Here is a 22,847-nt window from a genome sequence, read left to right as displayed (position 1 = left end):
GATTTAGTCATGGCCATAAATTACGCTACGAAATGAGTTTTGGATCAGCTTCCATTTACCGTCAGATCCAAGACGACACATGGGAAATCCCTTTTCATCCTGGTAGGCAGCAGCCACTTTCAGTTCGATCTCGAAAACTCCGTTTTCCCCGCTAAAGGCTGCCTTGATGGTAACGGTAGAAAATGCAGGCGTACTGTCTTCTACGTCCATGATCTGAAAGGAAATAACCGTCTGGCCCCCAAAATCGCGCTTCGCTTCCCCGGCTTTCTTCCCCATCGCCATGTCGTATGTGTGAGACAAAGCGTCGGCAAGCGGACCAAACCTTCCTTGCTTCCAGTTTTCCATGAATTCAGCCACTGCATGTTCTGGTGAGTTATCCGGTAACAAGGGCAACAGGTCCTCGCACGGAAGGTGGGCAAGGTCGCCTGGTACTCTCGGTTTCCATGCATCAAGGAGGCGTTTGGTTTCCTGATTTTTCCGAAGCGACTGGAAGATTTCACTCCAGGTTGAATCTTGTTTGGGAGTCGGACTCTTCTTGCCTTCGGCAAGTGCTCCTGCCCAATCTCGTGCTGCGAACAGTGCCGCCCACGTCTTCGCTGCCACGATGCGATTGTCGAATGCCAGTTCTCGCCCGTGGAGAATGCCGTGGCGGTATGGAACTGAAATGGGTTCTTCGTTCGTTTTATTCCTTCCCTTGGTCATCAATCCCGCCAACGTCTGAAGCCCGGACTCATGGGCTGCGATGCAGTCCCATGCAGTCAGGTCGGCATTGTCAGCAAAGAACCCAACATGCCGGGAAACATCGCTAACCAAGCCATCCAGCAGACTCAGAAGCAAAGGAATGCAGGCATAATAACGGTCTGCCAAATAATCATCTCTTGCCAGTTCGGCCAAGCGAATCCTTTTCCTGAACTCAGGATGCCCGTTAAATCTCAGAAGGCCCCACTTTAAGGCATCTGCATCATAGGAACTGGCCAGATAGTCTTCTGCTGCATCCAGACCTTTTTCTTCGAACGTTCCTATAGCCTGTTTCATCACCTCCAGGCTCATGGACTCATAAGCGATCCACCCTGAGGAAGCGAAGAGTTCGTTGAAACGATCCGGGAGCAAGAGGATCTTGGATTGTTCCTTCAGTTCCGCGAGCTTCTCCGACGCACCCTTGAGCTGGGGGAACACTTGCTGAAGCAGTGGAAAAGCTCGCCATAGACTTTCGATGCTGCTGGCACCTTGAATAAGCCGGAGCATTTCAGCCACTGACCCGTTATCAGCAATGCGCTTTCTATTGGCCACAGCACTCTCCCTCCTGTGGAAGGATCGTCAAGATCTTCATACAAGCCTCGTTCTCCCAGTTAACAGTTCCTGCATTATGGCCTGCTTAAGAGCGCGGGTCTTGTTGCGGCGGGTTTCGAGGGCCGTGATTTCGGCCTCCATATCACTGAGCAATAATGCTATGGCTTTCTGCTCATCCGTTCCGGGGAGCTTCAACTCGGCACCAACAATATGCGCTCGATTGGTGGCATAAACCTTGGTTCCCGATGTCAACTGTCGCAGATGTGAACGGAATGATGGGATGAACTGGATGTAGGCTTTGAAGCCATCAGCTAGTACAGCTTTGTCGAGCCTAACGGCCATGGTATGTAACCCTGAAACCAATTCGACGCCTTCAGCATTCTGAATCTCGACCGATTTGCCTACTCCGTCCAAATCCTCGGAAGCATCAGCGAAGATCAGATCGCCATCTCTCAGGCGATCCAATCGTTTTGCCTTGGCGCTTGGCAGATAAGGCATTGCTGTCTTGGCGGGGTCCAATAGCAGGTGCTGAGATCCGTGAATATCGCCGTAGTGTAGGTACCGGATATCCCCAGCACTCGAAAGCTCGGCGCGCGCATTCACACCGTTCTTCAAGAAATTCAGGTGATCGCCCAAGCGCTTCACCTCCCACTCTCCACTGAACCCCGGTAGGCGGGTTTGGCCGGTGAGGAGTTGCTGCATGGCGGCCTGCTTGATGGCATGTTTTTTGGTGATCAGGCGATCCAGTCCGTCCAGCAGCGCGTCCATGTCGCTGAGGGCCGTGGCGATAGCGCGTTGTTCTGAAATATCAGGAACAGGCAAAGAGAAATCAGCAAGCTCAGCCCGATTAATCTTCGGCATCCCGCTTCGAATAGATACAGATTCAGCATATTTTGAAAATCGATGCGCCAGGAGCATCGGGAGTAAGTATCCGCCAAGCATCGCCTCAGTTGGTGTCAGGGGATACATGTCTGCGCTGCAGAGCCCTGCGAAGTCTGCAAGAATTGCCTTGCGCAGATATGGCCGAATTTTGCTATAGACAACATCACCGAGGTGAAAAAGATACTTTCCGCTGATAGCCTGCTGCTCCGCAGCAGTTCGCTTTTCAAGCAAGCGACCAGAACCGCTTTCAATGTGATCTGGAGCAACCAAGACCATAGAGCGGAAAGGTTCATTTTTGGGATCAACCTGACCGTTCGCAATTCGGGCGACGTCAAGCAATCCCCGAATATCCCAATCCTCCGGAATCACTCCCACTTCCGTTTGCTTGTAGCCCGGCCTTACTTCCATGTCGCCCCCATCCTTTTCAGGTGCTCTTCCACCTTGGCGCTGAGAGCCGCCACGTCACTTTCCAGCTTCGGCAACGGGGTTTCGTAGCGTGCGGCCAGTTCGCGGATGCGCTGAGTCAGTGTCTGCGAGACGCGCTCCAGTTCCTGCTGCACGTCCTGTTGCAGACGGGCCATCCACTTGTCTTCTACCACCAGCGTCTTGACTTCGACTTCGGTCAGGGCGGCGTAGTGTTCATAGGCTTTCTGGTCGAGTCTCACCTCCAGTGTCTTGACCGTTTTTTTCAGCGCAGTTTCTTTCACGTTTAGTTTCAACCATTTGCACAGCAGCGGGATTTCACCAGGCTCGGCAACGTCGATACCACCTTCTTCAGCGGCACTCAAACGATGGCTGACGCTAGCTTTGATCAGCGCTCCTTTTTCATCCTGAGCTTCGAAAAGAAGTCCATACTCGCCGCCGTGTTCCTCTTCCAATTCAGCGATCTGGCTGGTGAGACCTTCGAGTTCAGCCTGCTTCGCGTCCAGTTCGGCCCGCTCGGAGGCGAAGTAGCGAGCAACGATATAAGGCTTGGGCAGCAGGTCGCAGGTCCAGCCCTTGTCCTTGGTCTTGCCCTTTTTATCGGTTTCCAGGATACGCCGAGACAGGGCTACCCAGCCGTCGGCGGCGATCAAGTAGGCATCGTCCTGCATGGTCTCGGCCCAGTAGTCCATCAGATGCTGGTAGACGTCGTAAGGGTCGAGCAGGGGTGCGGCCTGGAAGGTGGCGAGCAGAGTTTCGGAGACTTTCGCGATCAGCGCCTTGGGGTTGTCGCCGGGCTGGATGCCGGTCAGCAGCGGGGTAACGGCCCGGCACCATTTGTCGAACAGCGTTTCCACCTTGGTGCGGAAGCGCTGGAATTCCGGGTGGGCCAGGATGGTCTGGCGTACCTCGGCCACAGGCTGGCGCAGCCGCGCATAGCCGAAACGCTCAGCCTCGAATAATGTACTGCGCAGGCCGGGCATTTCCTGCCAGTCGGCGGCAAAAGCATCGATGTCGTGCTCGGGGATGCCGCCGTTCAGGTGGGCGTCGATGTCGTGTAGGTCTTCCGGTTCGCTACTGCCGATGTAGCGTGACAGGTTGAGGTTGTAGTCGTTCTTGTTGCTGGCGATCTCGTCCAACGGCACCATGCGGGCGTAGCGGGGCACATCTATGCCCCGGCGGAAGGTATCGACGATGCGGTGGATGTCCTGCTCGCACAGCCGGTTCTTGGGGCCGTCTTTGATGAAGCCCTTGCTGGCATCGATCATGAAGATGCCCTTGCGCGCTGCTGTGTTTTCCTTGTCCAGCACCAAGATGCAGGCGGGGATGCCGGTGCCGAAGAACAGGTTGGCCGGCAGGCCGATGATGCCCTTGAGGATGCCGGAGCGCACCAGATGCCGGCGCATGGCGGCCTCGGCATTGCCGCGGAACAGCACGCCGTGCGGCAGGATGATGGCGCCCTTGCCGGTGGTGGCCTTCATGCTGCGGATGACGTGCAGCAGGTAGGCGTAGTCGCCCTGCTTAGCCGGCGGCTGGCCCCAGGTGAAGCGTTGGTAGGGGTCGTTGCTCGGATTCAGACCGGTGGACCACTTCTTGTCCGAAAACGGCGGATTGGCGACCACGTAGTCGTAGGTGCGCAGTTGCTCGCCGTCCTTGAACTTGGGATTGACCAGCGTGTCGCCGCTGAGAATGGTCGCAGTGGGGAAGTCGTGCAGGATCATGTTCATCCGCGCGAGGCCCGCGGTGGTCACATCCTTTTCCTGCCCTTCCAGGGTGATCTGCCTGCCCGCCTCGGCAGCCACCTTCAATAGCAGCGAGCCCGAGCCGCAGGTCGGATCGTAAGCAGTGGTAGAGCCTTTGGTGTTCTCGCGTGAGATGCCGATGACCTGGGCGATGATGCGGCTGACTTCGGACGGTGTGTAGAACTGGCCCTTGCTCTTGCCGGAATCCTGGGCGAAGTGGCGCATCAGGTATTCGTAGGCATCGCCGAGCAGGTCGTCGTTGTCGGCGCGGTTGTTGCCGAAGTTCAGTTCAGGCTTCTCGAAGATGGCGATCAGGTTGCCCAGGCGCTCGATCATCGCGGCGCCTTCGCCGAGTTTGTTGGGATCGTTGAAGTCCGGGAAATCGCTGCGCGCCAGCTTGGTGTTGGACTCGATCAGCTTCTGGATGATCTGGGTGTTGATCTTGTCGCCGATGTCGTCCTTGCCCTTGAGCGCCACCATGTCCTTGAACGAAGCGCCGGGCGGGATGACGACGGGCGGGACAAAGTCGTCGCTGTCACCGTACTTGTCGCTGATGTACTTGATGAACAGCATGAACAGGACGTAGTCCTTGTACTGGCTGGCGTCCATGCCGCCGCGCAGCTCGTCGCACGATGCCCAGATGGAGCTGTAGAGGTCGGACTTCTTGACCACGCTGTTGCGCGGCGTGGGGAGGGAGGTCGTCGGCGCAGCAGAAGCTTTCGCTTCTAATGACGAACCTGTTTTCGCCTTTGTCTTCAGGTATGGCGCTGATGCTTCACGGACCCCCAGCAATGTAGGGGCCTCCGCATCTGCAGCATAGACAGTTGCGGACAAGGCGACCGAGCCGCCGCGCCCACGGCCGGAAACAATCCGGCTCTCATCAAGTAATTGCTGCTTGATGCTGTCATAGGTGGATTCCTGCCATCCCAATGCTTCGCGCAGCCGCTGGTTACCAGCGGAACCGCCCATTGCTTCGAGCGTGCTGATAAAGCGCTCGATCTTCTTTTCGGTACTTGTCACTTCAATATCCATCATTGTTGCCGGCCTGGTTGGATGCCGACTCTGCGTCTTCTGCGGTGTCCAGCTTTTCGACGATGCGAGCCCACTTCGCCCCACGTCCTTTGCCCTGTTGATTCGATCAATCCTTCGGCTTTCATTGCCCGCAGCACTAGCCGCACCATGTCCCGACTCACGCCTGGGCAGGCTTCCTCGATCTCCGAAATCGAAAACGGCAGACTGCGCCCCAGCACTTCCGTGCGCACCCGGTCACCCTTGCTGCCACGGCCACGCTCCATGGTACCGACACGCTCCTCGAACTCGCGGTAGGCCCGCAGCAAGGCGCCCAAGAAGTAGTCAACCAGGGTTCAGAAAAAGGGCATCATTGACCTAAACTACCCCATTTAGGGCTTAGATTACCCTATTCTTAGCCTCCGATCATTTGCAAAGGCAAATGGCAAGGGAATGGCGCACAAGGAACAATGGCCCTACCCAGAAAAGCAAAAGGCAGCCCTCAAGCCCAAGCCGCTCCCTACCAATTGCCCGGCGGGCCCCATCCGTCGACAGTCCGATCACGCTTGCAGCATTTGGGTGGAGTGTTTTCATCCTTATTCGGTGCCGTCGTGTTCTGTCGCACTCAGATAGTTCGCCCAAGCCTGTAACAGTGACCTTCTCTGATCCAGCAAAAGTGCCTTGTTGTAGGTCGCCCGAACCTTGTTGCTTTCCACATGGGCAAGCTGCCGCTCAATCGCATCGGGCCGGAATCCGTTCTCATTGGCCCATGTCGAGAACGTTGTACGCCAACAATGCGGTGTCGTTCCGCGCTCCAGGTTCATATCGCGCATAGCGTAGGTAAGACGATTGGGCGTAGTAAAGCCTTTTCCACTCTTGTACGGGAACAAATAGCGCCCGCCACCAGTGATGTGCTGCAAGTCTTTCAAAACGGCAATAGCTTGCGTGGATAGCTGGCTGATGTGGTCCCACACAGCATCCTCAAAATCGAACTCCTCCCACTCGGCATCGGCGGCTTCCCCTGGGCGGCATGCTGTCAATGCGATCAGGCGCAGGCACAGCGCGGTTTCTGGATACCCCCTGTAGCCACGCAACGCCTGGTAGAACCTCTGGACCTGCGCGCGAGTCACCGCGGCCTTGCTCTCGCTGACTTGGCACGCGCAGCAGCCCGCGCAGGCCAGGGATTGGGTTGACTTCAACCAGACCGCGCACCAGCGCAAACTCGAAAATGGCCGAAAGGTCTCCCTTCACGTGGATGGCCGCCCACGCGCCATGGGCCTTGCATTCTTCCAGCCGCGGGCGAATCTGCTTGACACCAATATCGCTCATTGGCATCCCATCGAACTTTGGAGACAGGTACTTCCTGATGCGGGATTCCTTCGTGCGGTAGGAACTGAGCGCTACGGCTAGTTTGATTTCGGCCAGGTACGCCTGCGCCTCCTTGGCGAGTTTGATTTCGGCCAGGTACGCCTGCGCCTCCTTGGCGAATGAGCTTTCACGGGCGCGCTTGCGTTCCTCCAGCGCCTCCAGATTGCGCTGTTGACCCGCTGCCGCTCATGGGCGGGGTGATGCCTTGCTTGACCAAGGAGCGCGCCTTCTCTCGGACAGCACGTGCCTCAGCAAGGCCTACCTGGGGAAAGCTGCCGATGGCAAAGAGGTTTTCCTTGCCTTGCAGGCGATACTTCCACCGCCAAAGCTTGCCGCCGGTGGGCTTGACCAGCAGGAACAAACCCCCGACGTCTGAAAGTTTCCAGTCTCGATCAGCAGGTTTGACCGCCTTGACCTTGGCGTCGGTGAGCAGATTCTCGGGCATCGTTGGACTCCACTGCGGGGAAAAGTACCCCCACGGTTGAACACGAGTACCCCCAACGCTACCCCCGAATTTTTCAGACCTCGATGAACGATAGGGACGCTCAGCAAAGCGTATGTTTTACAAGCCATTGATTTAAAAAGGCCTACTTAATCCACTGAGCGCTACTGAACGCTCCTGAGATCAGAAAAAATCGTCAGACATTAAACCGAAAGTGCATCACATCTCCATCCTTGACCACATATTCCTTGCCTTCGAGCCGCATCTTGCCGGCCTCCTTGGCTCCTTGCTCACCTTTGCACGCAATGAAGTCCTCGTAAGCGATGACCTCGGCACGGATGAAGCCTTTCTCGAAATCGGTATGAATCACGGCGGCAGCCTGGGGAGCAGTATCCCCTTTTGATATGGTCCAGGCGCGCACTTCTTTCACGCCGGCAGTGAAATAGGTTTGCAGGCCGAGTAACTGGTACGCAGCGCGGACCAGCCGATTCAGTCCCGGCTCTTCCAGGTTCATGTCGTCCAGGAAGATTTGCTTGTCCTCGTCGGGCATCTCCGCAATTTCCGCTTCCAGGGCTGCGCATACCACCACCACCGGTGCGCCCTCGCGCGCGGCGTATTCCTGCACGCGTTCAAGCAGTGGATTGCCGGTGAATCCTTTTTCGTCAACATTTGCCACGTAAATGGCCGGTTTGGCGGTCAACAGGCAGAGCGGCTTCAGCAATTGCTGTTGTTCCTTGTCCAGCCCAAGGTTCCTGACGGGTTTGCCCTGGTCAAGGTGTGCCTGCGTCATTTCCAGCAATGCCACCAGCTTGATGGCATCCTTGGCGCCGGACTTGGCCAGCTTGGTTTCACGTTGCAATGTCTTTTCGACGGTAGCAAGATCGGCCAGCGCCAGTTCGGTCTGTATGGTCTCGATGTCCGACACCGGATCAACACTGCCGGCGACGTGCACGACGTTGTCATTGATGAAGCAGCGCACCATGTTGACGATCCCATCAGTTTCACGGATGGTGGCCAGAAACTTGTTGCCCAACCCTTCGCCCTTGGATGCACCCGCCACAAGGCCGGCGATATCGACGAACTCGACGATGGCCGGCTGGATCTTTTGCGGTTTGACGATCGCGCTGAGTTTGGCCAGACGCTGATCAGGCACCTCGACTATGCCGATATTGGGCTCGATGGTGCAAAAGGGGTAATTTTCCGCGGCGATGCCGGCCTTGGTCAGTGCATTGAATAGAGTTGATTTTCCTACGTTGGGCAACCCAACGATACCGCATTTCAGGCTCATAGCTTATTTGGAGAGGTAAATGCCGAACCGACCAGAAACGGTCACGAATGGCAGAGGTGAGAAGGAGAAAATGAATGCGCAGTCTTTCTCAAGACTTACCCTTTATTCTTTACTACTTTTGGTATGCAATTTCATCATGGCAGCCTGACAATTTCCTTCCGCGATGAGCGGCCATACCGCCAGACTGCGGTGAATAGCCTCGTCTATCAGCGCCGCTTCTTCCTTGCGCGGCGGCTGCAAGACATAATTAACCACGGCATTTCTGTCGCCTGGATGGCCGATGCCAATGCGCAGGCGCCAGAATTCCCTGGTGGCAAGATGCGCGGCAATATCCTTTAAGCCATTATGCCCACCCAGTCCGCCATCCAGCTTCAGCCTGGAGGTGCCCGGCGGCAAATCCAGTTCGTCATGGACTATGAGGATTTCTTCGGGCTGGATTTTGTAAAAACGACATAAAGCGGCGACGGCTTTTCCACTGGCGTTCATGTAGGTTTGGGGATTGAGCAGCCACAATTCCGAATCGCCTTGGCCGATGCGCGCACACAAGCCATGAAACCGCGCTTCTGCTTTTAACGTGATACGCAATTCATCCGCAAGCCTGCATATCCACCAGGTGCCCGCATTGTGGCGCGTGGCCGCATATTCCTTACCGGGGTTGCCCAGGCCGACGATGAGTTTCATTGAATCCGACAGAAGGAAAAATACGCTTGTTCATTAAACAATATGCCTCTGTACGGTTTTCAGCAGGGACTGCGGAGCGTGGTGCAACTCATCATTTTGTTATTCTCAACGCCCTGCCAAAGCAACATCGCTGATATACGGCTGTGGTTAATGTGTCATGTTGCGTAGTTTTGATGGGTTGCGCTACGCTCCACCCATCCTACCCGAGCCCTACCCAAGCCCTACCCGCGTCAAACTGAGAATGGTGCATAGGCATATTAAAGAAAAGCCCGCCGGAACAAACATGGCTCCAGCGGGCCTTACGTAAACTACAGGGTTTACTTCTTCTTTCCCCCGTCTTTCTTGCCGGAATCCTTTTTCTCTCCTTCCTTTGGAGCTTCTTTCTTCTGTACCGTTGTCGGGATATCGCCCGCGGCCACGACCGCTGCTTCTTCCGCAGCCACTCCCCGCGGAATGACGATGGTCGCTACAGGCAAATTGTCGCCCTTGGCGAGGGCTGGGATTTCCACGCCTTCCGGCAGCTTGAGATCGCTCAGATGCAGCGTGTTTCCTGAGGCTAGCTCGGCCAGATCAACCGAAATGAATTCAGGCAGATCCTTGGGCAAACAGGAAATATCCAGTTCGGTAAGCACGTGGCTGACGATCCCGCCGGAGAGTTTCACTCCGGGAGCAATGTCCGCGTTAACGAAGTGCAGCGGCACTTTCATGTGTATTTTCTTGTTCGGGTCGACACGCTGGAAATCGATATGCAACACCTGGAGCTTGAATGGGTGCATCTGGATGTCGCGCAAGAGAACCGGTTCTTTCTGGCCTTCCACATCCATGGACAGGATGGAGGCATGGAAGGCTTCGAGCTTGAGCTTATGATAAAGATTATTATGATCCAGCTCGATTGCCTGGGCCGGGTTTTCTCCGCCGTAGATGATTCCCGGGACGACGCCGGAACCACGCAGGCGGCGGCTCGCACCTTTGCCCTGCAGTACGCGCTTTCTGGCGCTGATTTCAATTTGCATCTGTTTTCTCCACAATGTGGATCATCCGCGACCAGATGATCCTGATTAATAAAACTTGTACCGGTCTCCGAATTCTTGTCGAGATGTTTCTTTTTTTCTCTTCCTTCGAATTCGCAGATATGTCCTTTTTATTCCATGAACAGTGAACTCACCGAATCTTCATTGCTGATCCTCAGCATCGTTTCCCCCAACAGACTTGCCACGCTCAACTGATGGATACGGGCACAGGCTTTGGCGTCCTCCCGTAATGGAATCGTGTCGGTGACCACCAATTTGTCAAGGGCGGAATTCTCGATGCGCTCCACGGCATTGCCCGACAGTACCGGATGGGTGCAATAAGCGAGTACACGCTCCGCCCCTTGCTCCTTTAAAGCCCGGGCTGCTTCACACAGGGTGTTGGCCGTATCCACCATGTCATCCATGATTACGCAGGTACGCCCATCAACCTCGCCGATTATGTTCATTACCTTGGCAACGTTAAATTTCGGGCGGCGCTTATCTATGATTGCCAGATCACATTCCAGGCGTTTTGCCATCTGTCTGGCCCGCACCACGCCGCCCACATCAGGAGAAACCACTACCAGATTCTGGTAATCGTTTTTCCAAAGATCGCCCAGCAGGATCGGCATGCTATAAATATTGTCCACGGGAATATCGAAAAATCCCTGAATCTGGTCCGAATGCAGATCCATGGTCAGCAATCGATCTATCCCGACGGTGGTCAGCATGTTCGCCACCACTTTGGCGGTGATTGGCACCCGCACCGAACGCGGCCTTCTATCCTGGCGGGCATAGCCGAAATAAGGTATCGCCGCCGTAATTCGCCCGGCAGAGGCCCGCTTCAGCGCATCCACCAGGACCAGCAGCTCTACCAGCGTATCGTTGGTGGGCATGCAGGTGGATTGCAAAACGAATACATCCTTGCCCCGGACGTTCTCGAGGATTTCCACCATTACCTCGCCGTCGCTGAAGCGACCCACCGTCGCACGGCCAATACGGATATTCAGATGCCGCACCACATCCTGCGCCAGCTTGGGATTGGCGTTGCCGGTAAAAACCATCAAGCTATCGTAGGCCATGGCTGGAAGCTATAAGTTTGAAAATTCTGAACCTGGAACCGAGGGATTCAAGCGAATACAAGTGGCTCTCGCACATCTGATCTGACTGGGCCTGGAAAGCCTGACTACGCCTTCCGTGGAGCGCGCGTGGGATTATTCGGAGGTTCCTTATACTTCAAAACCTGAAAACTGGCTGGGGAGGTAGGGATCGAACCTACGAATGCCGGAATCAAAATCCGGTGCCTTACCACTTGGCGACTCCCCAATAACTATTCCGCAAAATCATGCATGGGATGATGATCCAATCCCTGTGCCACAAAACCATTCATACCGGATGGAACTTGCGACAGCGCTGACCTTGCTGCCCGCTCTGTGGCGAACTCCGCAAATACGCAAGCGCCCGAGCCCGTCATTGCAGTTATCCGGGGGCCATCGAGCTGCTTCAGCCATTCAAGATGGCGCGCCACCTCGGGATATAGCCGGCATACCACCGGTTCCAGATCATTATGCCCGTGCTCGATGGAAAAGGGCGGTATTTTGATTGGGATTGTGTTTCGTGTCAATTCCTCGCTGCTAAAAACCTGCATGGTCGGCACGTGCACCGGTGGGGTCAGGACCAGATACCACGCAACCGGCAAGGCGATAGCCGAAAGCGCTTCGCCTATGCCTTCAGCAAAAGCATTCGTTCCGAAGATGAATACCGGCACGTCCGCGCCCAGCTTGAGCCCCAGTTCCAATAGCCGGCTCTTTTTCCAGCCCAGACCCCACAAACGGTTGAGCCCCAGCAATGTCGTGGCCGCATCGGAACTGCCGCCGCCCAACCCACCTCCCATCGGAATACGCTTTTCCAGAAAGATATCGACACCCAGAGAAATGCCGCTTTCCTGTTGCAGCAACCTTGCAGCACGCACACACAGATCATTGTCTTCGGGTACACCGGGGGTTGGCGTATGCAACTTTACCAAGCCGTCTTTCCGTGGCGCCAAATGAAGCTGATCCGAGAAATCCAGCAATCGGAACACGGTTTGCAACAGGTGATAGCCATCCTCCCGACGTCCGACTACATGCAGGAACAGATTAAGTTTGGCGGGCGCAGGGCAGGCAAGTCTGGTCATCAAATCTACGTGCTTCAGCGATCCCCTGGGTTCCAGTTATCTATTATGAGTTTTATCTGAAGACCATTTCGCCTGAGTACCAATAACCTCGGATACGTAGTCCCGGACTGCCCGGTTTGTGTCAGCGCCACAGGGGCATGGCCCGAATAATCAATCTCCCATCCGTCCTGCCGAATAGCCGCCACGGACCCATCCATGTCAAGGTCTATCGCCGATGCCGTAGTGGGCGCATTCAGGCTTTGTACCCAGTATTGCAACCCCATGAGGGGCAATCGCCAACCCAACGCCTGCTCCGTCAGACTTTCCACATCAGTCGCGTAATAACGCTTGTGCTCGGAGGTAGTCAGGTATACGCCTTCAGGCGTGCGTTGAATTTGCGCCAGCGTCTGACCTAATGGGGAGAGCAGAAGAATTTCATCGCCTCCGCCGCTGTGATGCCATTGTACTCCACCTGAGAAACTTTCTTTGCCGCCCTTCACCGATACCCTGCCAATGAGCCCGAAATCTGCTGATATCGCGTTAGTCAACCCGGCAACAGGTTCAATAACAATAGTGCGGACGGCATTTTTGGGGGCATGAGTGCTGAGAGTGGCGCACCCCGAAAAAAGAACCGGTATGAACGGTATGCAGAATATGAAAACCTGCCAGGAGAAAACGAAATCTTGTTTTAACGACGAACTCACCCGGATTACCGACTGCATCGTCGCAATACCAGAATGACTCATCATTATCCCAGATAATTCATTAGGCGGCTCTACGAGCCTACGCGAGTGCTGGCGGTCAGTTTGCGGCCATTTTCGCCGCCATTTTTGCTACCTGCGCGGCGTCCATAGACCAGGCTATGGACTTCTCTCAACCGGCAAAACTGTCCCGCAACCTGCCTCGCCATCATCTCGCGTCCCAATGGATTATCTGGGATTATACTACTTCATGAACTTCTTCATTGTGCTGAGCAATACCTCATTACCAGAATGAGTCTCGAGCGCTGACACCCAGACATCTGCCGCCTCTTTCTTTTTCCCCTGCATCCATAGCACCTCTCCCAGATGCGCCGCAATTTCCGGGTCCGGCGCCATTTCGAATGCTTGTCTCAGATAGCTGAGTCCCTGGTTGAGATTGCCCATGCGGTAATGCACCCAACCCAGGCTATCCATTATGTATGGATCAGCAGGAGAAAGGGCGATAGCCTTCTCGATGAGTTCGAGCGCTTCCGGCAGGCGGTCGGTATGTTCCGCAAGGCTATAACCGAGCGCGTTGTAAGCATGAGCATGATCTGGCCTCAATTGGATCAGCTTACGCAAATCCTGCTCCATGATTTCGTATTTACCGATCTTTTCCGCTGCCAGCGCGCGATCGTAGAGCAGATCGGGAGAATCAGGAAGTTTTTGGAGGCCCTTACTCAGCAATTGGAACGCTTTCTGGTACGCACCGCTTTCGCGCAGCAATTGCGCCTCGGCGATCATTAACTGCGCACGCTGCTGGTCGTTCGTTACCGGCAATTGCTGCAAGTGCTGTAGAGCCTCATCGGTCTTGCCTTTTCTGCTCAGCAGAATGGCATACTTTATCTGTGCCGGAAGATACTGGGTCCCAGCCGTTACCGAGCGATACCACTCCATCGCGGTGACATCATCCTGGGTTTTTTCATGGATGCCACCCAGATAAAAACGCACCAGGCCCGGATCTCTGTAATCCAGCTCCAGCGCTCTCTTGAAATTGGATTCGGCCAAGCCATATTCCCGCAATTCCATCGAAAGCAAACCTACAGCCACGGCGACATCGGCGTTATCCGGATTTTCCGCCAGCAATTGCTGAAATTGGTCGCGTGCCTTGGTGTAATCTTTTTCCGCCAGCAATAACCGGGCGTAGGTAATGCGCGTATCGTTGGCCTTGGGATAAGTCTCAAGATAGCGTTCAAAAAATCTGATAGCGCTGGCATTGGATTCACGCGCGAGAATTCGGCCCTCATAAATTGCTGCCATCTCCCACTCCGGGCGAAGTGCCAATGCCTTTCTCATCTCTGCCAGCGCAATATCGAAACGATTGGCGAGCCACGCTGCCTGAGACACGGCGAAATGCGCTTCCGGCAGCTTTGGATAAGGTTCGGCAAGTTTCCTGACCAGCTCAAATGTCGCATTTTTGTCCGAGCTGCGTACCAACAGGCTATTCAACTGCATAAAAGCCTCATCGATATTGTTTCCACCAGAGGCCAGCAATTTCTCCAGATGGGGCCGGGCTTCGTCGAGCCTGTTGAAGTTGACCAGCAGCGCTGCCAGCGTCTGGCGGGCACCGACCGAATCCGGATCAAGCGTTGCCCAGATGTTCGCTGCTTCAAGCGCGGGCACGGGTTGGCGTGATTGAAGGGCGATTTCTGTCGCTCTCTGAGCGACACGCGGGTCACGCGTGGTTCTCGCCAGCTTGAGATAAGTATGGGTAGCTATCTCCGGATCACCGCGCTGAAAAGCCGTCTCTCCCAGCAGGAAATCGAACAGCATGGGAGGAGTCAAGTCCTGGCTGGGCAATTTCGACTGTCCAGCGCCTGTTTTTTGCGACTGATTGCTCGCCGTGACATCGGTCTTGGCAGGAAACTGCGCACAGGCAGCGAGGAGAAGCAGCGGCAATGCGCCAAAAATCTTAAAGCTCATGGGGAAGTCCGCAACGTTCGAAAAAAGGCTGTCAAGGACGAGCCTGTCCTTCAGTACAATCCACATATTAGGTATATTTTACGCTTATCACAAGTGCACATCAGAACGACGATGTCGTAAATGTGTTTATCGTCGGCTCTGTTAATTCAAAAATGCCTTCTCAAATCGTATGAAGAAGCACGGAGATCGGCTGATAAGGGAGGGATGCCCGAATCCGAATCATCATGATATTCTCATGGCCGAACAGTTCGCCTCAGCCGCCATGCCGGCTAGTGCCTCTGCCATCATTTCGCTGGCCGGTCCGGGCATGCTGAATCGATCCAGCGGAGATGCGCTTAAGTCGACGCGTTGTGTTTTTTTTGAGTGATTCTTTCATAAGCTGAACCATATTTTTGGTAATCTCAATTGCCTGAACTGCCTGAAGTCGAAGTCATTCGCTGCGGAATCGCGCCCCATCTTGAAGGCCATCGCGTGGCTTGCGTCACGATACGGAATCCAAATCTGCGCTGGCCGGTGCCATCCGATCTGGGAAAAACGCTTGGCGGCGTGACAATCGACAAGGTAGTGCGGCGCGGAAAATACCTCTTGTTCGACTGTGGCAAAGGCACGCTGATCCTGCATCTTGGTATGTCGGGCAGCTTGAGGTTACTGCCCGCCGCAGCGATAACCGCACCGGAAAAACATGACCATGCCGATCTGACTTTAGATAACGGCACGATTCTCCGCTTCAAGGACCCACGCCGCTTCGGCGCAATACTGTGGACATCGGCTGATGCCATGCACCATCCGTTATTGGCTCAGCTTGGTCCCGAGCCGCTCACCGAAGCGTTCAATGGATTCCTGCTATATGAACGGACCCGGAACCGTAGTGCCAGCATCAAGGAAGTGCTGATGAATAGCCGCATCGTCGCCGGTGTCGGTAATATTTACGCGAATGAAGCGCTTTTTCGGGCAGGCATCAATCCCATGACACCGGCGGGTGAGCTTGAGATGAGCAAATGCAAAACCCTGGCACAGGCCGTAAAAGAGACACTCAATCTGGCGATTGAAGCGGGCGGCAGCAGCTTGCGCGATTTTGTCGACAGCAGCGGCAATCCCGGCTATTTCCAGCAGCAGTACTGGGTATACCACCGAACCGGCCAGCCATGCCGTAAATGCGGCACAAATATCATGCAAACCCGGCAGGGGCAGCGTTCAAGCTTTTATTGTCCGCGCTGTCAAACAGGCCGGAATAATTGAACTCGATGAATTTTTTTGCCCGAATGAAAAGTGATCGCGCCTCCATTCAGGAGCAAGACTGATGGTTGTATGTGAATGTGAATGTGGCGATACCTTAACGTCATACTCTACCGTCAACATCCGGGTTGCTCCAAATATCTAATGACTGCTGAATCTTCGGTTCAGACTTAATACCTGGGCTTTCGCATGTATAACTCCGACATCACGCCGTTGTCCTGCGATGACCATGATCACCGTCATTACTGTGTCAAGTTATTCAAACGTTTATTGGCAAACAGTAGTGTCCGGTTAAAAGTCGAACAAATTTAGTTGGTTATTGAGGTCAGTCTGTTCGGAAATGTTGTCGATGCCTGCGAAGGCTTGCTGTAGCTGGGTTTTCTCGAATACTGAGACCGACAGAATCTGTAGCAAAGTGTAGAGCGAGGCATCAATTTGCAGCTCCTTTTTGACGATGGCAATCAGCACATAGGTGGCGATGGCGCACCAGATCTGCGTCTTCACTGCGTTCTCGCTGTTGCCGATAAAGTGCTTGATGCGCAGATGCTGTTTGATCCACTTGAAGAACAGTTCCACCTGCCAGCGACTCTTGTACAGTGCGGCGATGGTCGAAGCCGGCAATGCCGTGTTGTTGCTCAGGAACATCAGCGTCTTGCCGGACTCCGGATCTTTGAACCGGATGCGCCGCAACTGTTCGGGATAGGCTTTGGCAGAATAGTGGCCGTTGAGCGTGATGCGTTGATCGCAAATCATGCCTGTGCCCCGGTCGGTGGACATCGAATACACCCGGCGCGCATTCATGCCCCGCTTGGCGCGGGTCACGAAGAAAGCGCCAGCCTGATGCAAAACGTACAGCCTGGAGAAGTCCAGATAGCCCCGGTCCATCAAGTAGAACGCACCGGCTTCCACGGGCAGCATGTCCAGCACACTGACCTCGTGGGTCTTGCCGTCGCTGATATGGATGAAGGCAGGAATGCTGCCGCGCAAATCCAGCAGCGTATGCAGCTTGACCGCTGCTTTGGTGGAACGAAACGGCGCCCAGGGAAACAGCGACAGGCACAGGTCGATAGTAGTGGCGTCCAGCGCATAGACAGTGTTGGCAAGCTCGACACCGAAGCTGTCGTTGCAATAGAGCTTGCGCGCGCGGCGAATGAGCACTGCCGCCAGATCGGCCCAGATGCGCCAATCGCGCCCTTCGTTGGCGTCGGCCAGCGTGGAACGCCTGACCAGCGTGCGAAAGCCCATGCCGTACAGCTTGGACTGATTGACCAAAAGACAGGCTTCGATGTCGCGCAGACTCTCGCGATAAGTCAGTTGCGCAAACGCCATCACGCGGAACTGTTCGGTGCAACTCAGGCGCCGCACCCCCGAATCGCCGCCGTGACGCGCCACAATGCGGGTAAAGCTCGTCCATGGCACAAACTCCATGATCTGCGCGAACATCGTCTTGCCCGAATTCATAAGCTACCTCCCGAGGAATCAATCTCGGAAAGCTACTCGAATATGAACCAGTTGATTTCAAATCGGCACCAAAGTAATTTGCTTGAAAAGCCGCGCCAGAGCTCGATCTCTGCGCACTCATTACTGATTTAACCGGACACTACTGATTGGCAAATTGTTCTACGCGCTTCGACTAGTGCAGCGCAATCAATCGATGCGTATTGATATCACACGGTAGCTAAATTGAGCTGCGATAAAAAGCCGATTCCCCAGCCTGGGGTGCAATACCAATGATACCCCACAAAAAATCATGCGCACCAACCAATCGAAGGTCCCGATGGCGTGATGTGCTGGGAAAAACTATTGGAAGCCTCCGGCACAGCGATACTTTTTTTCTGGCGCTTACTCTCTTCTACCTGCTGTTTTCGGTCGTACCGGCATGGGCCGGCGTTACTGAGCCGGATCCGCGCGCCCAGGAGGAATTCGATTTCATGAATTTATTGTCAAAAAAGGGATTGCATGATCTGGAGGACGAGCGCTGGAATGCTTATGGCCAGTTCACCTATATTTCCAGTTGGAAGGGGGCATTTCCGGCGTCGTATACAAACCTGAATGGAAGCATCAATTCCCTGTTGCCGGGAAGCGAAAGAAGCTTTAGCGGAACCGCCACGCTGTATCTGGGGTTCAAGACATGGCAGGGTGGAGAAGTTTATTTTGTGCCGGAAATGATATCCATGCGGCCTTTATCGGATCTGAAGGGCTTGGGCGGAGCGATACAGAACTTCGAGATGCAAAAGGGCGGCTCCGAAACGCCTGTCTATTACCAATCAAGATTGTTTTTCAAGCAAACCTGGGGATTTGGCGGGGATCGCATACGACTCGACTCCGATCCGATGCAACTCGGAACAACGGTGGATAGCAGACGCCTCGTCGTCAGGATCGGCAATTTTAGCGTTATCGATTTCTTCGACAAGAATTCGTACTCGGGCGACCTCCGTCGGCAATTTTTGAACATGGCCTTCATGACGTACGCCGCCTTCGATTTTGCCGCGGATGCAAGAGGATATACCTGGGGTATGGTAAGCGAATACTTTCATGATGATTGGGCAGTGCGCTTCGGCCATGTAGCCACTTCCATCGATCCCAACCAACTCGCTATCGACAGCAGAATATTCACCTATTACGGACAGCAGATAGAGCTCGAGCATAAGCATCGGTTATATGACAGGCCTGGCTCCATACGAATACTGGCTTACAGGAATCATGAAAACATGGGTAAATTCAGTGATGCCATTTCCGCTTTCCAATCCAACCATAACAAAAACGCCACCACCTGCACCGGCTTTAATTATGGATCAGGAAACGCGGGCGCCCCGGATTTATGCTGGGCACGCAAACCCAATGATAAAATAGGTATAGGCATCAATATCGAGCAGCAGGTAGCGGATGATATCGGCTTATTCTTCCGGGGAATGTATAGCGATGGCAAAACCGAAGTGTTTTCCTACACTTCTACCGACAGATCGATCTCGCTGGGTGCTTTGGCCAATGGTTCCCGGTGGGAACGAAAAAAGGATTCATTGGGCATCGGATTTGCCGCAGGCTGGATTTCGAGTCAACATGCCAGATATCTGAACATGGGCGGCGTCGATGGATTTGTCGGCGATGGCCGGATCAAGGCGGGTGCGGAACACGTAGTGGATATTTTTTACAGCGCCAATCTATTGAATTTGCCGCTGTGGGTGACGGCGGATTATCAGCATATTACCAACCCGGGCTTTAATGCGGATCGGGGCCCGGTAAATATCTATGGGATGAGAGTTCATGCCGAGTTTTAGCTGAAAGCGAATCGCCGCGAACGACGGCCTTGAAACGCGTGGGTGACAGAAACGTTAAAGAACCACGCTCTTCGGAACGCCGGATGAAGATCGCCCTCTCACTGGTACCAAATGCATCCATGATCCGGATGCATCTCATTCCAATTCATTAAAAATTCCGGGTTGGTATATCATCCAGTTTTCTGATGCCTGGACAGACAGCCTGGGCAGACATAAGGTCACTATGAACATTACTTTCATCGGCGGCGGCAACATGGCCTCCGCCTTGATCGGCGGCCTGTTGCAACAAGGCTATCTCCCCACCCGGATATGCGTGGTGGAAACCAGCGCCGGCGGCCGTGAAAGGATAAAGCAAGCGTTTAACGTAGAGGCCGTAGCGGAACTCTTCCAAGGCGTAGCCAACAGCAACGTGGTTGTGCTGGCGGTAAAGCCGCAGCAGCTACCCGCTGTGGCACGAGAGCTTGCGCCGCTGCTCAACAATCACCTGGTTATTTCTATCGCCGCCGGTATTTGCGCAAAAGATATTTCCCGCTGGCTGGGCGGCTATACACGTATTGTGCGAGCCATGCCCAACACGCCGGCCTTGGTTGGCGCGGCTGTTACCGGCCTATATGCCATGGCTGGCGTGCATGAAGCGGAAAGAGGTGATGCAGAGGCCATACTCGCCGCAGTAGGCTCCATACTGTGGGTTGCGCATGAGGAATTGCTGCACGCGGTTACAGCCGTCTCCGGCAGCGGCCCGGCTTATGTATTTTATTTCATTGAAGCGATGCAAAAGGCAGCGCATGAACTAGGCCTGGATGCGGCCCAGGCACGGCAGTTGAGTATTGATACTTTCGTTGGCGCTGCAAGGCTTGCAAGCCAGAGTAGTGAAGACGCCGCCACGCTGCGCGCTCGCGTGACATCGCCAGGGGGCACCACCGAACGCGCAATACGAGTTCTTGAAGACGAAGGGGTCAAGAGCGCCATCCTGCGGGCGATATATGTCGCGAACGAGCGCTCGCGCGAACTGGGCGATGAGTTTGGCAAAATATAAACTTTATACACTTCGCCGATTATTATTTCAGGAAATTGAATGCTCAACCAGATGTTGATATTCCTCCTCGACACCCTTCTCGGGCTGTTTTCCCTGGTGCTGCTGCTGCGCTTTTATATGCAGTTGCTGCGGGCGCCCCACCGTAATCCACTATCGCAATTTCTCATCGCGATTACGGATTTTCTGGTACGACCGGCACGACGCATGATCCCCGGCTTCGGCGGTATCGATTTCCCCACGTTGCTGCTGGCATGGCTCACGCAACTCATATTATTGGCGGGCGTGTACATACTTCAGGGGTACAACTTCACCTCGACTGTCGGCCTCGCAGCCGGCGCCCTGGCGCTTCTGGCGCTCGTGGAAATCGTCAAGATGACGCTGTACATCATCATGGCGGCGGTAATCATCCAGGCGGTGCTTTCCTGGTTCAATCCCTATAGCGCACTGGCGCCGGTACTCGACAGTTTTACCCGGCCATTCCTCGGGGTTATCCGGGCACGTATCCCCCCAATCGGCAACATCGATCTGTCGCCACTGTTTGTGCTGATAATTATCCAATTGCTGCTGTTCATAGTGGCGAGGACGGAAGGCGAAATCTCCCGCCTGTTCTGATGCCGGGTATACCATCTTCCACCTGGTACCGCTGTGATAGTGGCGGACAACGGCTTACCCTTACCCTGCATGTACAGCCGGGTGCGAAGCAAACGGAAGCGGTTGGGTTGCATGGCGACGCCATGAAAATCAGGCTGGCTGCACCACCTGTAGAAGGTGCCGCCAACGCCGCGCTAGTCGAATTTCTCGCCGGAATATTCGGGGTGCGCCAATGCCAGGTGACGCTCAAGCACGGGATTAAATCCCGGCGTAAAGTGGTTGAGATCAGCCATCCGCTTCGTGACCCCAGCGTGCTATGGAAATGTGCCAGGAATGCGGATACTGACTAACGTCTTCGGCAAGTCATTTGGCGATAGTGATGCTGGGCACGCCAACACGGGGCAAATCGGTGACGGTCATCTGAAACAGAAGGTACAACATCTGAAAGGCGTCCCGGTTCCAGTTGGCGAGCGGCCCCGCTGTGTTCACTGCGTAATACCGGCCGTGCGAGTAGATCGAGAGGTCAGCTTTCTTCGGGTCTGAGTCCGACACAACGAGTTCCATTGTGGCAGCGGGATTTTCATCGTTGGCGATCGGTGGAGTTCTTGGATCCTTATCGACATCGTACTCCGACTCGTCGCCGATTGAACGGCCCAGGAAACTGAGGATGGCGTGGAAGCTTCTCAGCCGAAAAACGCCTCTGACAGGCCACTCCCCTCCTAAAAGGCCGGGGCGGATGTCGAACGCAACATCATTGCTCATCCAGTTCCCTGCCTCCCTGCTCAACTTTGTGCGTTCTTCAGGAGACAAGACATTTGGATCATAGTTAGTAATGAGGATAGGCCCAGGCACTTGTTTACGAAGCGTGAAAGTATTATCCAGCTCGTTATAGAGCATGGAAAACTCTTTCTCCAGTGCTTGAAAACCTTCTGCGGTGACCGAACCCGCCGGAATGGTCCAGGTGTGCTCCAGGGTCAACGGTTCGACATAAAGCTGATCCTGATCCTGGATGGCCGAGAGGTGAAGCACCACGCGGCGAAACATTTCGTAGCCCGCCTTATCGGATGGCCTGTTGCGATAGGCGACATGCTGTATGGAATGCTGAATTCGTACTTCTTGAGCCATCAGCCTCAGCAAGAGATCAATATCGAAGCGCTGCCGGAGCAGCAGGGTAAACTTGTTTTGCTGAAATGGGGTAAGAATCCGTTTGGTAAATTCTTCCCCTTCGATGGGAACAATGCTGATGGTCGGATTTTCCGCGACGCTACCACCGAATACCGGCATGAGAATGCCACCGGCATTTCCCGTCAATGCAGGCGTTCCACCCGCGCTGAAACGAAAATCAAAGGTGGCAGCAACGTTCGATACACCCGTAAAATGTATGGGTTGATGGTGATGCGCGCGCGCGATGTTCATCAATAGCTGCTTGGATGCCGCGCTGGTTATCGCATCATCGTACGCGCCGACCGCTCTGTTGAGCGTGATGGGAGATAGGCAACCCGGCAGCACCAGCGTGGCTATCAGGCCAAATAACATGCATAGCGAACGTTGAGGGCGAGAGCAAAAACTGCCCATATACTGTAGTTTCATCTGGATAAACGGATTAGGCGTGCCGAATGGGAGCGGGATAACGGATTCTTGTTGTATTTAACCCAGATAATTCATTAGGCGGCTCTGCGAGCCTACGCAAGTGCTGGCGGTCAGTTTGCGGCCATTTTCGCCGCTTGCTCGGCGTCCATAGATCAAGCTATGGA

23 protein-coding genes and 1 tRNA gene are annotated in these 22,847 nt (G+C 54.6%); 7 read left to right on the top strand and 17 right to left on the bottom strand.

The window, feature by feature from the left end:
* Positions 1-3: 3 nt before the first annotated feature.
* From KJS40_RS02830 to KJS40_RS02810, 5 genes are all read right to left on the bottom strand, one after another.
* On the bottom strand, positions 4-1,050 hold the full coding sequence (locus tag KJS40_RS02830) for a hypothetical protein (RefSeq protein ID WP_213538985.1): 1,047 nt from the start codon (positions 1,048-1,050) through the stop codon (positions 4-6).
* A gap of 276 nt (positions 1,051-1,326) precedes the next feature.
* On the bottom strand, positions 1,327-2,580 hold the full coding sequence (locus KJS40_RS02825) for a restriction endonuclease subunit S (RefSeq protein WP_213538984.1): 1,254 nt from the start codon (positions 2,578-2,580) through the stop codon (positions 1,327-1,329).
* Positions 2,571-5,372 (bottom strand): class I SAM-dependent DNA methyltransferase, encoded by a 2,802-nt coding sequence (locus tag KJS40_RS02820; RefSeq protein WP_244859674.1) that lies wholly within the window; start codon positions 5,370-5,372, stop codon positions 2,571-2,573. Before KJS40_RS02820 ends, KJS40_RS02825 begins: the two co-directional genes overlap by 10 nt.
* Entirely contained in the window at positions 5,369-5,683 is a 315-nt protein-coding gene (locus tag KJS40_RS02815) for a hypothetical protein (protein WP_244859673.1), read from the bottom strand. The genes KJS40_RS02820 and KJS40_RS02815 overlap by 4 nt, the downstream gene beginning before the upstream one ends.
* Positions 5,684-5,941: 258 nt before the next feature.
* On the bottom strand, positions 5,942-6,475 hold the full coding sequence (locus KJS40_RS02810) for a site-specific integrase (protein ID WP_213538983.1): 534 nt from the start codon (positions 6,473-6,475) through the stop codon (positions 5,942-5,944).
* A 7-nt stretch (positions 6,476-6,482) separates the two neighbouring features.
* On the opposite strand from KJS40_RS02810, the gene KJS40_RS02805 reads away from it, so the two are divergent.
* Positions 6,483-6,755, top strand: a complete 273-nt coding sequence (locus KJS40_RS02805; RefSeq protein ID WP_213538982.1) for a hypothetical protein — start codon at positions 6,483-6,485, stop codon at positions 6,753-6,755.
* A gap of 85 nt (positions 6,756-6,840) precedes the next feature.
* Here the strand turns inward: KJS40_RS02805 and KJS40_RS02795 are convergent, their stop codons facing one another.
* From KJS40_RS02795 to KJS40_RS02750, 10 genes are all read right to left on the bottom strand, one after another.
* The gene (locus KJS40_RS02795; protein ID WP_213538981.1) at positions 6,841-7,158 is read right to left on the bottom strand and encodes an Arm DNA-binding domain-containing protein; all 318 of its coding nucleotides are present in this window, start codon (positions 7,156-7,158) and stop codon (positions 6,841-6,843) included.
* Between the two features lie 193 nt (positions 7,159-7,351).
* Positions 7,352-8,443, bottom strand: a complete 1,092-nt coding sequence (gene ychF / locus KJS40_RS02790) for a redox-regulated ATPase YchF (RefSeq protein WP_213538980.1) — start codon at positions 8,441-8,443, stop codon at positions 7,352-7,354.
* A gap of 102 nt (positions 8,444-8,545) precedes the next feature.
* A complete protein-coding gene (pth, locus tag KJS40_RS02785; protein WP_213539689.1) occupies positions 8,546-9,136 on the bottom strand; it encodes an aminoacyl-tRNA hydrolase in 591 nt (196 codons plus the stop codon).
* 305 nt (positions 9,137-9,441) lie between these two features.
* Positions 9,442-10,137 carry a 50S ribosomal protein L25/general stress protein Ctc gene (locus KJS40_RS02780; protein ID WP_213538979.1) on the bottom strand — a complete coding sequence of 232 codons (696 nt, stop codon included), beginning with the start codon at positions 10,135-10,137 and terminating at the stop codon, positions 9,442-9,444.
* A 128-nt stretch (positions 10,138-10,265) separates the two neighbouring features.
* The gene (locus KJS40_RS02775; RefSeq protein WP_107728910.1) at positions 10,266-11,216 is read right to left on the bottom strand and encodes a ribose-phosphate pyrophosphokinase; all 951 of its coding nucleotides are present in this window, start codon (positions 11,214-11,216) and stop codon (positions 10,266-10,268) included.
* 169 nt (positions 11,217-11,385) lie between these two features.
* Positions 11,386-11,460, bottom strand: a tRNA-Gln gene (locus KJS40_RS02770).
* A 4-nt stretch (positions 11,461-11,464) separates the two neighbouring features.
* A complete protein-coding gene (gene ispE, locus KJS40_RS02765) occupies positions 11,465-12,310 on the bottom strand; it encodes a 4-(cytidine 5'-diphospho)-2-C-methyl-D-erythritol kinase (RefSeq protein WP_213539688.1) in 846 nt (281 codons plus the stop codon).
* Between the two features lie 14 nt (positions 12,311-12,324).
* A complete protein-coding gene (gene lolB, locus KJS40_RS02760; RefSeq protein ID WP_213538978.1) occupies positions 12,325-12,837 on the bottom strand; it encodes a lipoprotein insertase outer membrane protein LolB in 513 nt (170 codons plus the stop codon).
* Positions 12,838-13,064: 227 nt separating this feature from the next.
* Positions 13,065-13,202 (bottom strand): hypothetical protein, encoded by a 138-nt coding sequence (locus tag KJS40_RS02755; protein WP_213538977.1) that lies wholly within the window; start codon positions 13,200-13,202, stop codon positions 13,065-13,067.
* Positions 13,203-13,233: 31 nt separating this feature from the next.
* Positions 13,234-14,952, bottom strand: coding sequence for a tetratricopeptide repeat protein (locus tag KJS40_RS02750; RefSeq protein WP_213538976.1), 1,719 nt, complete (start codon positions 14,950-14,952; stop codon positions 13,234-13,236).
* Positions 14,953-15,187: 235 nt separating this feature from the next.
* Between KJS40_RS02750 and KJS40_RS15430 the strand changes: the two genes are divergently transcribed.
* Together KJS40_RS15430 and mutM are read left to right on the top strand one after the other, a co-directional pair.
* Positions 15,188-15,319, top strand: coding sequence for a hypothetical protein (locus tag KJS40_RS15430; protein ID WP_280520242.1), 132 nt, complete (start codon positions 15,188-15,190; stop codon positions 15,317-15,319).
* Between the two features lie 38 nt (positions 15,320-15,357).
* The gene (mutM, locus tag KJS40_RS02745; protein ID WP_213538975.1) at positions 15,358-16,191 is read left to right on the top strand and encodes a bifunctional DNA-formamidopyrimidine glycosylase/DNA-(apurinic or apyrimidinic site) lyase; all 834 of its coding nucleotides are present in this window, start codon (positions 15,358-15,360) and stop codon (positions 16,189-16,191) included.
* A 288-nt stretch (positions 16,192-16,479) separates the two neighbouring features.
* On the opposite strand, the gene KJS40_RS02740 is transcribed toward mutM, so the two are convergent.
* Positions 16,480-17,649 carry an IS4 family transposase gene (locus tag KJS40_RS02740; protein ID WP_213538168.1) on the bottom strand — a complete coding sequence of 390 codons (1,170 nt, stop codon included), beginning with the start codon at positions 17,647-17,649 and terminating at the stop codon, positions 16,480-16,482.
* Between the two features lie 326 nt (positions 17,650-17,975).
* Here KJS40_RS02740 and KJS40_RS02735 point away from each other — a divergent pair, with 326 nt between their 5' ends.
* The 4 genes from KJS40_RS02735 to KJS40_RS02720 all read left to right on the top strand — a co-directional run bounded on the left by KJS40_RS02735 (position 17,976) and on the right by KJS40_RS02720 (position 21,443).
* Positions 17,976-19,466, top strand: a complete 1,491-nt coding sequence (locus tag KJS40_RS02735) for a carbohydrate porin (protein ID WP_244859672.1) — start codon at positions 17,976-17,978, stop codon at positions 19,464-19,466.
* Between the two features lie 223 nt (positions 19,467-19,689).
* Positions 19,690-20,502, top strand: coding sequence for a pyrroline-5-carboxylate reductase (gene proC, locus KJS40_RS02730; RefSeq protein ID WP_213538973.1), 813 nt, complete (start codon positions 19,690-19,692; stop codon positions 20,500-20,502).
* A 39-nt stretch (positions 20,503-20,541) separates the two neighbouring features.
* Positions 20,542-21,114, top strand: coding sequence for a YggT family protein (locus tag KJS40_RS02725; RefSeq protein WP_213538972.1), 573 nt, complete (start codon positions 20,542-20,544; stop codon positions 21,112-21,114).
* On the top strand, positions 21,114-21,443 hold the full coding sequence (locus KJS40_RS02720; RefSeq protein WP_213538971.1) for a DUF167 domain-containing protein: 330 nt from the start codon (positions 21,114-21,116) through the stop codon (positions 21,441-21,443). Before KJS40_RS02725 ends, KJS40_RS02720 begins: the two co-directional genes overlap by 1 nt.
* Positions 21,444-21,456: 13 nt before the next feature.
* On the opposite strand, the gene KJS40_RS02715 is transcribed toward KJS40_RS02720, so the two are convergent.
* Entirely contained in the window at positions 21,457-22,683 is a 1,227-nt protein-coding gene (locus KJS40_RS02715) for a hypothetical protein (RefSeq protein WP_213538970.1), read from the bottom strand.
* Between the last annotated feature and the right edge of the window lie 164 nt (positions 22,684-22,847).

Origin of the sequence: Nitrosospira sp. NRS527, from assembly GCF_018406445.1 — a bacterium.
Classification (GTDB): Bacteria; Pseudomonadota; Gammaproteobacteria; order Burkholderiales; family Nitrosomonadaceae; genus Nitrosospira; species Nitrosospira briensis.
This window is presented reverse-complemented; position numbering and strand designations above follow the sequence as displayed.

Excerpts from the sequence above, each read along its gene's own strand:
- KJS40_RS02830 (WP_213538985.1), bottom strand. The coding sequence starts at position 1,050 with ATGAGCCTGGAGGTGATGAAACAGGCTATAGGAACGTTCGAAGAAAAA.
- KJS40_RS02825 (WP_213538984.1), bottom strand. The coding sequence starts at position 2,580 with ATGGAAGTAAGGCCGGGCTACAAGCAAACGGAAGTGGGAGTGATTCCG.
- KJS40_RS02820 (WP_244859674.1), bottom strand. The coding sequence starts at position 5,372 with ATGATGGATATTGAAGTGACAAGTACCGAAAAGAAGATCGAGCGCTTT.
- KJS40_RS02795 (WP_213538981.1), bottom strand. The coding sequence starts at position 7,158 with ATGCCCGAGAATCTGCTCACCGACGCCAAGGTCAAGGCGGTCAAACCT.
- ychF (WP_213538980.1), bottom strand. The coding sequence starts at position 8,443 with ATGAGCCTGAAATGCGGTATCGTTGGGTTGCCCAACGTAGGAAAATCA.
- KJS40_RS02780 (WP_213538979.1), bottom strand. The coding sequence starts at position 10,137 with ATGCAAATTGAAATCAGCGCCAGAAAGCGCGTACTGCAGGGCAAAGGT.
- KJS40_RS02775 (WP_107728910.1), bottom strand. The coding sequence starts at position 11,216 with ATGGCCTACGATAGCTTGATGGTTTTTACCGGCAACGCCAATCCCAAG.
- ispE (WP_213539688.1), bottom strand. The coding sequence starts at position 12,310 with ATGACCAGACTTGCCTGCCCTGCGCCCGCCAAACTTAATCTGTTCCTG.
- KJS40_RS02755 (WP_213538977.1), bottom strand. The coding sequence starts at position 13,202 with ATGATGGCGAGGCAGGTTGCGGGACAGTTTTGCCGGTTGAGAGAAGTC.
- KJS40_RS02750 (WP_213538976.1), bottom strand. The coding sequence starts at position 14,952 with ATGAGCTTTAAGATTTTTGGCGCATTGCCGCTGCTTCTCCTCGCTGCC.
- KJS40_RS15430 (WP_280520242.1), top strand. The coding sequence starts at position 15,188 with ATGGCCGAACAGTTCGCCTCAGCCGCCATGCCGGCTAGTGCCTCTGCC.
- KJS40_RS02740 (WP_213538168.1), bottom strand. The coding sequence starts at position 17,649 with ATGAATTCGGGCAAGACGATGTTCGCGCAGATCATGGAGTTTGTGCCA.
- proC (WP_213538973.1), top strand. The coding sequence starts at position 19,690 with ATGAACATTACTTTCATCGGCGGCGGCAACATGGCCTCCGCCTTGATC.
- KJS40_RS02725 (WP_213538972.1), top strand. The coding sequence starts at position 20,542 with ATGCTCAACCAGATGTTGATATTCCTCCTCGACACCCTTCTCGGGCTG.
- KJS40_RS02720 (WP_213538971.1), top strand. The coding sequence starts at position 21,114 with ATGCCGGGTATACCATCTTCCACCTGGTACCGCTGTGATAGTGGCGGA.
- KJS40_RS02715 (WP_213538970.1), bottom strand. The coding sequence starts at position 22,683 with ATGAAACTACAGTATATGGGCAGTTTTTGCTCTCGCCCTCAACGTTCG.